Source organism: Phenylobacterium sp. FG114 (assembly GCF_057809855.1).
On record NZ_JBMDKU010000020.1, the window covers coordinates 15347 to 26324 of the forward strand.

Consider the following 10978-nt stretch of genomic DNA (forward strand, 5'->3'; position numbering starts at 1 on the left):
CTCTGGATCCCGCCAACCCCCACGCACCGCGAAATCGCGAGCGTCCCTCACCTTCGAAAGGTAGTTCCATGGCCAGCAAGCCCCCCATCCTCGTGACCAGCGCCGGCGGCCAGACCGGAAGTGTGGGGCGGACGATCGCCCGCAGCCTCCTTGAGCGCGGCCATGCCGTCCGAGCCTTCGTGCGGACGGACGACCAGCGGGCGCAGGACCTGCGCGACATGGGCGCCGAGGTGTTCGTGGGCGACCTTCTCAACCCTCGTGATGTCACTGAGGCGGTGAAGGGGGTGAAGCGAATCTACTTCAGCATGAGCCTCAACCCCTACTATGCCGATGCGACCATCCTCATGGCGGCGGCGGCGAAGCGCGAAGGCGGCTGCGAGATCTTCGTGAACATGTCCGACTTCGAGCAGTGCTACATGACGCTCGAGAACATGGCCCTGCCCGACGCTGAACGCATCGCCGTCCTCGGGGCCGACGTGCAGTGGTCCCCCCAGCAGTTCGTGCACTGGGCCGCCGAGCGCGCCCTGGACTGGTCCGGCCTTCCGGTCTGCCACATCCAGGCGGCCATGTTCGTCGAAAATCCCATCACCCTGTGGATACCGGCGATGACCATCAAGGAGGACGATACGATCCGCCTGCCGTTCGGCGACGCCAAGACTGCGCCGGTGGCCACGGTCGATGTCACCGAGGTCTGCGTCGAGGCGCTCGTGAACCCCAAGGACCACGCCGGAAAGTCGCACCTTCTCACGGGACCGGTCCGCAAGAACTGGTACGAGTTCGCCGAGGACTTCTCGGCGGTGCTGGGGCGCAAGATCACCTACGTGCCATCCACCCTGGAGGCGTTCCAGGAGCTGATGTACAAGGCGTTGCCGCCCATTGAAGACCACCCGGCGCGGCACCTTATGAACCTGGCGCGGCAAAACGCCGGGGACCGGTACATCGCCGAGGTCACCGACGACGTGGAGCGCCTGCTCGGCCGCCCCGCCACCACCTTCAGGTCCGTCCTCGAAGCCGAAACCTGGCGCTTTCAGAAGGACGCATTGAACCACCTCCAACATCGCGAAGTGCGCGACCTCATGCCGGCACGGGCCTTCTGATCGTCTCATGCGCGGCGGCGCTATGGCGCCGCCGCCTCTCACTCGAGCCGCGCGGCGCAAGCCGTCGCGGAGGCCGGCTGGGGCGTTCGCGGCATGATCACAGGCCGAGAACAGCTCGGGGCCCGTGATGTGAGGCTCCAGCCGTCCGCGATGCCTGTGGAAGCGTCCGACGGCTACGGCTTAGAGCCAATGTGACATGAAGAGCCCAGATATGTCGGAGGCCGCCCAAACCGTTGAGACCACGCCGATGCGTCTCTTTCCGGAGAGCCCCAGTACCAGAACGTCTGCCGCATTCAGCAGCTGCTGGCCACGAAGCCGATGAGGCCTGCGCCGCGGTCGTCGAGTTTCCGGAAGGGCCGCGGATCACCTTGGCCGCCACCTACGTCGCCGATGGCGGCGCCACCAAGGACCTGAACGCGCGCCTGGAGGACACGCACACCTCGGCGCTTCTGGTGCTCAAGACGGGGTCGTGCGGTTCGAGACCTACTGGCTGACCGGCGGCCGTGGCGTCCAATGGATGGTCGCTGTCCGTGGCCAAGAGTTTCATCTCGGCTTCGGTGGGCATCGCCCTCTCCGAAGGTCTCATCAAGAGCCTCGAAGAGCCTATCGCCAGCAGGTCGTCCCTACCGACGATGTGGCCGCCTCGGTGAGGTTGGACGCGCAGCACCCTGCGCCGGGCAAGCCGCGCGGCGCGCGGGATCGACAACCACGTCGAGACACGAAGGGGTCTGAACCCCGCCGCCTGCTTCCCAGGCGTCTTTTCGATGAGCGCGGGCAAGTGCGCGGCGCGGGCCACGCTCCGCGCGAAAGTCTCATCGGCGAACGTCGACCACGGTGCGGCCGCGCACCTCGCCGCGAAGGATCGCCTCAGCCACGCTGGGCGCGTCCGCGAGACCCACTTCGGTGATCGTCTGCTCCAGCTTGGCGAGATCGAGATCGCTCGCCAGTCGATCGTAAGCCTCCACCCGCACCTCGTGAGGCGCGTTGACCGAGTCGATGCCCGCCAGGGTGACGTTTCGCATGATGAACGGCAGCACCGTCGCGGGCAGGTCCGTGCCCTGAGCGAGGCCGCATGCGGTGACCACGCCGCGGTACTTCGTCTGCGCCAGCACATTTGCCAGCGTGTGGCTGCCGACCGAGTCGATCGCGCCCGCCCAGCGTTCGGCGCCCATTGGCCGGCCTGCCGCCGACAGCTCCGCGCGGTCGATGACCTCGGACGCGCCCAGAGCGGTGAGATAGTCCTTTTCCTCGAGCCGGCCCGTTGAAGCGATGACCCGGTAGCCGAGGCGGGAGAGCAGCGCGATAGCGACGGAGCCGACCCCGCCGTTTGCGCCGGTGACCAGGACATCGCCCCGATCCGGTCCGACGCCCCCATGCTCCAGCGCCAGCACGCTCAGCATCGCCGTGTAGCCGGCCGTGCCGATGGCCATTGCGTGGCGGGTGGAGATCGCTTCCGGCAGCTTGATCACCCAGTCGCCGCTGACCCGGGCGCGCTCGGCGTAGCCCCCATGATGGGTCTGGCTCAGGCCCCAGCTGTTGACCACCACCCGGTCGCCCGCGGCGAACCGCGGGTCGGTGGAAGACTCCACGACGCCGGCGAGATCGATGCCGGGAACCAGAGGGAAATTCCTGATGACACCGACGGCGCCGGTGATCGCGAGCCCGTCCTTGTAGTTCACCGTCGACCATTCGACCGCGATGGTCACGTCGCCCGGGCCCAGGTCGGCCTCTTCCATCGTCTCAAGCTGCGTCGTGATCTTGCCGTCTGTCTTGCGCGCCACCAAAGCCCTGAAGCTCATCTCTCTGTTCCCTTAATTCTGTCTGAGTGTGTGCTTCAGGCGGCCGAGAATTCGAGCGGCTGGCCCGCGGTCGTCTATAAGTAGGATTTCGACACTAACGCGCTCGGCGCGCCACGTTGTCAAATCGTCGATGCGTGTGCGAGCCTGGAACTATATCGGCCCTCATGCCGCTTGCCCGAGCGCGACGTAGCGTTCGATGTGGTGGTCCACATCGCCCAGGTGATGATCGAGCATGATGAGGCGCTTGACGTAGTGCGAGAGCGGAAGCTCCCACGTCATGCCGATGCCCCCATGTAGCTGAACCGCCTCCTCGGCGACGAGCGCGCCGACCCGGCCCAAGGTGTACTTCGCCGCCGAAAGCGCCCGCTCGCGGACGATCCCGAAATCATGGAAGGCGGCCACTGCATTGAAGAGCGCGGAGCGGGCCTGCTCGATTTCGATCAAGAGCGTGGCCATCCGGTGCTGAAGAGCCTGGAAGCTACCGATCGGCTGTCCGAACTGGACGCGCGTCTGCAGGTATTCGACGGTCGAATCCTTCACGACGTCCAGGGCGCCTATGGCGTCGGCGCATAGGGCCAGAATCCCCACGCCCGTGACCCGCTCGACCAAGGCGAACGCGTCCCCTTCGACACCGAGCAACGCGTCAGGCGCCACCTCGACGTCGTTCAGCACGACCTCCGCACTGCGGGCGCCGTCCACGCCCGCATAGCCTTGGATGGTCAGGCCAGCCGCCGTCACCGGAACCAGGAACAGCGATAGGCCGGCCTCTTCAGCGGCGGAGCCGGAGGCTCGGGCGGAAACGACGAGGTAATCCGCGGCGTCGCCGAACGCGACGACAGACTTGGTCCCAGACAGCCGCCAACCTTGCTCAGACCTCTCCACTCGGGTCTCGACACGGCTCAGCTCGTAGCGGCTACGCGGCTCCTGGTGTGCGAACGCGATCACGGTTTCGCCGCCGATGATCGCGCCCAGTAGGTCCTGCGACGCCGTGGTCCCCACACCTGCCAGAACGCTTCCCGCCATCAGGCAGGGCAGAAACGGCCCCGCCACGGCGCCACGACCCAAGGCTTCGAACACGACCCTGATGTCACCCGGCGCGCCGCCATAGCCCCCGGCCGCGGGATCGAACAGCGCCCCGAGGACGCCGAGTTCAGCAAGTTGCGTCCAGGCCTCCGGGCTGTATCCGGGCGCGCGATCGGCGAGGCCGGCCCGCCCCGCCAGCGGATAGCGCTCAGCGAGGAAGCGATTGAGCATGTCCGACAGCATTTGCTGGTCGGCGGTCGGGTTCAACTCCATGGTCTGTGCTTCCTGCCTCAGAGCTTGAGAATGGCTTTGGTGATGATGTTGCGTTGCACCTCGTTGGAACCGCCGTAGATCGTGAGCTTCCGGCCGTTGAGGTAGGTGGGTGTCACGCCGGCGGCATAGTCCGCTCCGACCGGCTCGGCGTTCGCGCCAGGTTCGAGGCAGTCGCGCTGGAAGGGAACGGCGTAGGGTCCCACAGCCCGCCGGCTAAGGGCCTGGATTTCCTGTGCGACCTCTGTTCCCTTGACCTTCAGCATCGAGCTTTCGGCTCCGGGCGCGCCCCCGGCCGCAGCCGCGGCCACGACGCGCAGGGTGGTCGTCTTCAGGTTCTCCAGTTCGATCTCCGCCTTGGCGAACCTGGCCGCGAAGTAGGGGTCTTCTGCGAGTGGCCGGTCGCCCTTGGTCTCCCGTTGAGCGATCTCCCTCAGAAGCTCGAGCGACGCGGATGACGCACCGACCATGGCCATGCTGGTGCGCTCATAGGTCAGCAGATACTTCGCGTACGTCCAGCCCTTGCCTTCTTCGCCGACGAGGTTGGACACCGGAGCGCGCGCATCGGTGAAGAAGACCTCGTTCACCTCGTGGTCGCCATCCAGCGTGATGATGGGGCGCACCTCCACGCCAGGCTGGTTCATGTCCACCAGGATGAAGGAGATGCCCTCCTGCTTCTTCCCTGAGCTGTCGGTTCGGGCCAGGAGAAAGATCATGTTCGCGTGCTGGGCGAACGAGGTCCACGTCTTCTGACCGTTGATGACGTAGTGATCGCCCTGCCGAACGGCGGTCGTCTTCACGCCCGCAAGGTCCGAACCGGCACCCGGCTCCGAATAACCCTGGCACCACCAGTCGTCGCCCCTGAGCATGCGCGGCAGCCAATGGCGCCTCTGCTCCTCCGAGCCGTACTTGATCAGCACCGGCGCCAGCATCTTCAGGCCGAAGGCGATGGTCGGGGGGGCATTGGCGAGCGAGGACTCGTAGTCCCAGATGAACGATTGGGTCGCCGTCCAATCCTGGCCGCCGTATGCTTTGGGCCAGTGTGGCGCGAGCCAGCCCCGCGCGTTCAGCGTCGCCTGCCAGCCTTCGAAATCGGCCTTGCCGAGGCCTTTTCCGAGCCGGACCCGTCCGGCGAGCTCCTGCGGCAGGTTCGCGGCCAGGAACGCTCGCACCTCCTGCCGAAAGGCCTCGTCTGCAGCGTCAAAGGTGAGGTCCATCGTCTTCCTCCAGCGTGGGCGGCTGCCGAGCGTCCAAGGCGTCCTAACATCATAAGTGCCAGAATGGAACCCATGCAGGATCCGCCTGGCGCGATAGTCGCCGGCCTCGGAAGAAGGGCCGCGTGAATCGGTCCAAGAGTCGGCAGGTCGCGCGCAGCAGGTCAGGGCGTGGACAGAGCGCAGGCTGGACTTGACGCCCCGCGATGCTCGGCGCGCTGCGCAGAGCAGACCGGATCACATCGGTGCGGGCCTCGTGGCTCCTCGGGACGTGTCGACGCCGAGGGCCAGCCTCCAAGGCCGTTCGTCGCCCACCGGTGCTAGGTGACGCCGTTGGACAACTTCAGACGCGCATGGAAACCGCTTGAACTCACTGCCGACCTCTGTCAGTGCTATTAACATACTCACGAGCGGCCACGTCACACCACGGGCGGCCGCAGGAATGGCATGGATGAACGTTACCTTCTATTTCGATTTCGGAAGCCCGAACGCCTACATGAGTCACCGCGTGATCCCCGCGATCGAGGCGAGGGCGAAGGCAAGCTTCGTCTATGAGCCCGTCTTGCTGGGCGGCGTGTTCAAGCTGACAGGCAACCAGTCTCCGGCCACCGCCTTCGCGGGCATCAGGAACAAGCCCGATTACGATCGGATCGAGATCGCGCGTTTCCTCAAGCGGCACGGCATCTCGGACTTCCAGTTCAATCCGCATTTCCCGATCAATACCCTGCAGTTGATGCGGGGCGCCGTGGCGGCCCAGGTCGCGGGCGTGTTCGAGGCTTTCGTGGAGCAGGTCTACGAGGACATGTGGACCCGGGGCCGCAAGATGGATGACCCTGAGGTCTACGCCGCCTCGCTGGTGGAAGCCGGCCTCCCGAAGGACGAGATCCTCCGGCTTTCCCAGACCGACGAGGTCAAGTCCAGGCTGGTCGCCAACACCCAGGCGGCCGTGGACGCGGGAGTGTTCGGCAGCCCCTCCTTCATGGTCGGCCGAGAGCTCTATTTCGGCAAGGATCGGCTCCGCGACGTCGAGGACGAGATCGTGTTGCAGACCCGGGGCGTGGCGGCGGCTTAGGCGGGAGCCGTCTCCTCAACCACCTTTCCAAGGCAGGCCCGCCTGCCATCACACGCGGCCCCGCCGCGCAGCCTTATTGAGCAGGAGCCGTCACATGCGTGAGGCCGTCATCGTCGCCGCCAAGCGGACCCCCATCGGCAAGGCCTATCGGGGCGCGTTCAACAACACCTTTGGCGCCACCTTGGGCGCCGAGGCGATCCGCGCCGCCGTGGCCCAGGCCGGGGTGGACCCCGGCGAGATTGACGACATCGCCATGGGCGTCGCCATGCAGCAGGGCACGACGGGCAACAACATCGCCCGCCAGGCCGCGCTCCGCGCCGGCCTGCCCAACACCATCTCGGGCATGACCATCGACCGCCAGTGCAGCTCGGGCCTGATGGGCGTGGCGACGGCCGCCAAGTACATCATCAACGACGGCGCCACGGTCGCCATCGGTGGCGGCCTTGAGTCGATCAGCCTGGTCCAGAACGACAAGATGAACGGGTACATGGCCACCGATCCGTGGCTCGCTGGGCACGTCCCTGAACTGTGGACCTCGATGATCGAGACCGCCGAGGTCGTGGCTGAGCGCTACGGCGTCAGCCGCGAAGCCCAGGACGAGTACGCCCTGCAGAGCCAGCAGCGAACCGCCCAGGCGCAGTCGGAAGGCCGCTTCGCAGACGAAATCGTCCCCGTGACCACGGTCATGAAGGTGCTGGTCAACAAGGAGACCGGCGAGACCGCCGACAATCAAATTACGATCAGCGGCGACGAGGGCAACCGCCCGCAGACCGTGCTGGCCGATCTCCAGAAGCTGAACCCGGTCTTCAAGGGCGGCCGCTACGTCCAGGAAGGCAAGTTCGTCACCGCCGGCAACGCCAGCCAGCTGTCGGACGGCGCCGCCGCCATCGTCTTGATGGAGCGGAAGGAAGCTGAAAAGCGTGGGCTGGACGTACTGGGCGCCTACCGCGGCATGGCCGTGGCCGGCTGCGGGCCGGAGGAGATGGGCATCGGCCCGGTGTTCGCGATCCCCAAGCTGCTCGAACGGAACGGCCTGACCATCGACGACATCGACATCTGGGAGCTGAACGAGGCCTTCGCCTCCCAGGTCCTGTACTGCCGCGACAAGCTGGGCATCGACCCGGCGAAGTACAACGTCTCGGGCGGCTCGATCTCGATCGGCCACCCCTACGGCATGACCGGCGCCCGTTGCACGGCCCACCTCATGTACGAGGGCAAGCGCCGCAAGGCGAAGTACGGCGTCGTCACCATGTGCGTCGGCGGCGGCATGGGGGCGGCAGGTCTGTTCGAAATCTTCTGAGACGTGCGGCTGCGGCGGTTGCTGTTGTGACGCCGAGAATGGGTGTCGAATCCCACCTTGCGGCGCGATGCCAGGCTACTGATTGGCTATCGATGTCGTGCTCCAGCTTGAGCAGCCCCAGCCGATCACGCGCATTGTAGCGCGGCGCCTCCACGCTGCTTTGTCTCGCCGCGTCACCATCCCGCCGGCGGATCCGGGTCGAAAGACGATCCAATCATCGAAATCGTCAGCGCGTTCTAATTTAGCACTATCATGCTTCCTGTTTTCGATTACCGTACGTAGAGCCTGTCGCGCACGGCGGATGGCGAGAAAAGACCAGGGAGGAGCGAAAGATGCGGCTCGAAGGCGTCCAACACTTTCCGCCGATGGATCGGGTGATCTTCGGCCAGGCCGCAGCGGACGCGGTCCTGGCGGAGGCGCAGCGCCTTGGCGCGAGGCGCGTCTACCTGGTGGTCAGCCACACCCTCAACACGACGACAGATGAGATCGACAAGATCCGGGCGAAGTTGGGCGACCGCTACGCCGGCGCCTTCGATGGCGTACCGCAACACACGACGCGGGCAAGCGCCGTGGAAATCGCCAAGGCCGCGGCGGCGGCCGGCGCAGACCTCCTGGTCGCCGTCGGGGGCGGCTCGGTGGTCGACGTGGTGAAGATCGTCACTGTGTGCATGGAGCACGAGATTTTCGAAGAGGATGGCCTCGACGGTTACGAATTGACCGCGGGGGCGCCGGGGGTCCCGCTCTCCTCGAAGTCGTTCCGGGCGCCAACGGTGCGCTCGATCGTCGTCCCCACAACGCTAAGCGGCGGCGAGTACAACGCCGGCGCCCTGGTGACCGACACCCGGCGGGATTGGAAGCAGATCTTCCACCATCCCCTGATGATGCCGCGCGCCATCATCCTGGATCCGCAGATCACAATCCACACCCCGGAGACCCTTTGGCTTGGGTCCGGCACGCGATCGATGGACCACGGAATCGAAGCCCTATGCTCCGGCTTCGGCACCCCGCTGGTGGACGCGGTCGTCACTGAGGGGATCGGCCTGCTTGCGGAAGGCCTGCGGCGTTGCAAGGCGGACCCGTTGGACGTGGAGGCGCGACGTCTTGCGCAATACGGATCCTGGCTTTCGGCCTTCGGCTTGCAGACCCGAGTTCCGATGGGCGCCAGCCATGCTATCGGCCACGTTCTCGGCGGAACCTTCGGCGTGCCGCACTTCCTCATCACCCCGGTGCTGATGCCGCATGTCCTGCGGTACAATCGCTCGGCCACAGAGGACGCGCAGCGCCGAATTGCAGCCGCGCTAGGCGCCGCCGGACGCAGCGCCGCCAGCGCCATCGAGCAACTGGTTCAGGAGTTGGGCTTGCCGGGCAAGCTAAGCGACGTGGGGATCCAGCCCACGGACTACCTCCGGATTGGCGAAGTTGCGGTGAAGTCGGTGTTTGCCCCCGTCAACCCGCGTCCGCTGGTTCAGCCGGCCGACGTCGTCGCGTTGCTCGAGACAACGAAGGATCAGGTGGCCGCCCAGCCCGCCTGACCCCTAAGGCCGCCGACTGGCATCGGCCAGACGGCGCCTACCGGCTGCGGCGCGAGGCGAGCAGTCGCCCGATCTGCGCGCCTGGTCTGACTCCGCACCGCGGCTGGCAGCTGCCAGTCCGCACTTCGCCAGGATGCCCCATGACCGCGACGCCGACTCAGATCGCCGATCCAGCGCTCGTTCAGGAGCCCGTGGGCGTTCCCTATTCACCGGCCTATACGCGGTACGCCATGTGGCTGCTGCTCGGCATCTACATCGCGAACTTTCTGGACCGTCAGGTCGTCACGATCCTCGCAGAACCGATCAAGCAGGATCTCGGGCTCGCCGACTGGCAGCTCGGCGTGCTGAGCGGTCTGGCGTTTGCAATGTTCTACACGCTGTTGGGAATTCCCATCGCCCGGTTTGCGGAGCGGCGGAATCGCCCGGTAATCATTGGCGCGTCCGTGGCGGTTTGGAGCGCGTTCACGGCCTTGGGCGGCGTAGCTCAGACCTTCGCCCAGCTCGTCTTCTTCCGCGTCGGCGTCGGCGTCGGCGAGGCGGGATGCACGCCGCCGGCCCATTCCTTGATCGTCGACTATGTCCCGAGGGAGAAGCGCGCCTCGGCCCTGGCGTTCTACTCGATGGGAACGCCGATCGGCACCCTTCTCGGCCTCGCCCTCGGTGGCCTGGTGGCCGACGCCTTCGGCTGGCGGGTCGCCTTCTTGATCGCAGGCGCGCCCGGACTGATCTTTGCGGCGCTGGCCTTCACGACGCTGCGCGAGCCTCGGCGGCGGCTGGCGCACCACGCCGTCCATCTCGCCTCGACGGCCGCGACTTTCGGCGAGACCATGGCTTACCTCGCACGGCGACGGACATTCTGGCTGGTGGCCATGGGAGGCGCGATCACGGCCTTCGTCGGTTTCGGCGCAGCGCCGTTCACGGCCTCGTTCTTCTTGCGGAACCACCCCGCTGAGATCGCCGCGCTCGCGGCTCAGACCGGCGAAGTCTTCGGGCTGCAGATCCGATCGATAGGGTTCCTGGGCCTCGCGCTGGGCCTGATCAGCGGATTGAGCGGAGCCCTCGGGGCAATGTGCGGCGGCTGGCTCTCGGATCGGCTCGGAAGTCGAGACCTTCGAGCCTGGATGCTTGCCCCTGCCGCGGCGAGTCTGCTGTCCATTCCCATCTTCGTCCTCGCCGTCACGGCGCCGCATGCGGCCGTCGGCCTGGGACTCCTGGCGCTAAATGGCTTCCTCGGCACCTTGTGGTTCGGGCCCGTCTACGGGACCGCCCAATCCGTCGTGCCGCCCCAGATGCGCGCAACCGCAGCGGCCGTCCTGCTCTTCCTCGTCAACCTGCTCGGTTTTGGGCTTGGGCCGATCACCATCGGAGCCGCCTCAGACATGTTCAACCACGGCTTCGGTTTGGGTCCAGCCGAAGGGGTCCGATGGGCGCTCGTGGTTGGGAGCCTGTTCGGCGTCGCCGCCTTCGGGTGCTTCTGGGTCGCCCGCAGGACGATCCGCGAAGACACACTAGGCTGATCTAGCATGAGTAGAGTGCAATTATAGCACGTATAATGTGATTGACTGTGGATGACGCGCGCCGTTGCGCAGGCTCGACGACAGACAATCAAGGGGCGAGGGTCGCAAAATGGTCTGTGATTACAATGCATAAGATACGTTTCGTTGAGCTACG

9 protein-coding genes are annotated in these 10978 nt (G+C 66.1%); 6 read left to right on the plus strand and 3 right to left on the minus strand.

Annotated elements, in window-relative coordinates:
• Window positions 1-68: 68 nt before the first annotated feature.
• Entirely contained in the window at window positions 69-1097 is a 1029-nt protein-coding gene (locus ACODSY_RS24035; protein WP_488954437.1) for an NmrA family NAD(P)-binding protein, read from the plus strand.
• A gap of 368 nt (window positions 1098-1465) precedes the next feature.
• On the plus strand, window positions 1466-1591 hold the full coding sequence (locus tag ACODSY_RS24040) for a hypothetical protein (RefSeq protein WP_488954438.1): 126 nt from the start codon (window positions 1466-1468) through the stop codon (window positions 1589-1591).
• 318 nt (window positions 1592-1909) lie between these two features.
• On the opposite strand, the gene acuI is transcribed toward ACODSY_RS24040, so the two are convergent.
• The 3 genes from acuI to ACODSY_RS24055 form a co-directional block, all read right to left on the minus strand.
• Entirely contained in the window at window positions 1910-2896 is a 987-nt protein-coding gene (gene acuI, locus ACODSY_RS24045) for an acrylyl-CoA reductase (NADPH) (RefSeq protein WP_488954439.1), read from the minus strand.
• A gap of 162 nt (window positions 2897-3058) precedes the next feature.
• Window positions 3059-4192: an acyl-CoA dehydrogenase family protein gene (locus ACODSY_RS24050; protein ID WP_488954440.1), complete on the minus strand. Its 1134-nt coding sequence runs from the start codon at window positions 4190-4192 to the stop codon at window positions 3059-3061.
• A 17-nt stretch (window positions 4193-4209) separates the two neighbouring features.
• Window positions 4210-5406 (minus strand): acyl-CoA dehydrogenase family protein, encoded by a 1197-nt coding sequence (locus tag ACODSY_RS24055; protein ID WP_488954441.1) that lies wholly within the window; start codon window positions 5404-5406, stop codon window positions 4210-4212.
• Window positions 5407-5854: 448 nt separating this feature from the next.
• Between ACODSY_RS24055 and ACODSY_RS24060 the strand changes: the two genes are divergently transcribed.
• From ACODSY_RS24060 to ACODSY_RS24075, 4 genes are all read left to right on the plus strand, one after another.
• Window positions 5855-6475: a 2-hydroxychromene-2-carboxylate isomerase gene (locus ACODSY_RS24060; protein ID WP_488954442.1), complete on the plus strand. Its 621-nt coding sequence runs from the start codon at window positions 5855-5857 to the stop codon at window positions 6473-6475.
• Window positions 6476-6569: 94 nt separating this feature from the next.
• Window positions 6570-7775, plus strand: coding sequence for an acetyl-CoA C-acyltransferase (locus ACODSY_RS24065; RefSeq protein WP_488954443.1), 1206 nt, complete (start codon window positions 6570-6572; stop codon window positions 7773-7775).
• 332 nt (window positions 7776-8107) lie between these two features.
• A complete protein-coding gene (locus ACODSY_RS24070; protein ID WP_488954444.1) occupies window positions 8108-9307 on the plus strand; it encodes an iron-containing alcohol dehydrogenase in 1200 nt (399 codons plus the stop codon).
• Window positions 9308-9447: 140 nt separating this feature from the next.
• Window positions 9448-10824, plus strand: a complete 1377-nt coding sequence (locus tag ACODSY_RS24075; RefSeq protein WP_488954445.1) for a spinster family MFS transporter — start codon at window positions 9448-9450, stop codon at window positions 10822-10824.
• The last annotated feature ends 154 nt before the right edge of the window (window positions 10825-10978 follow it).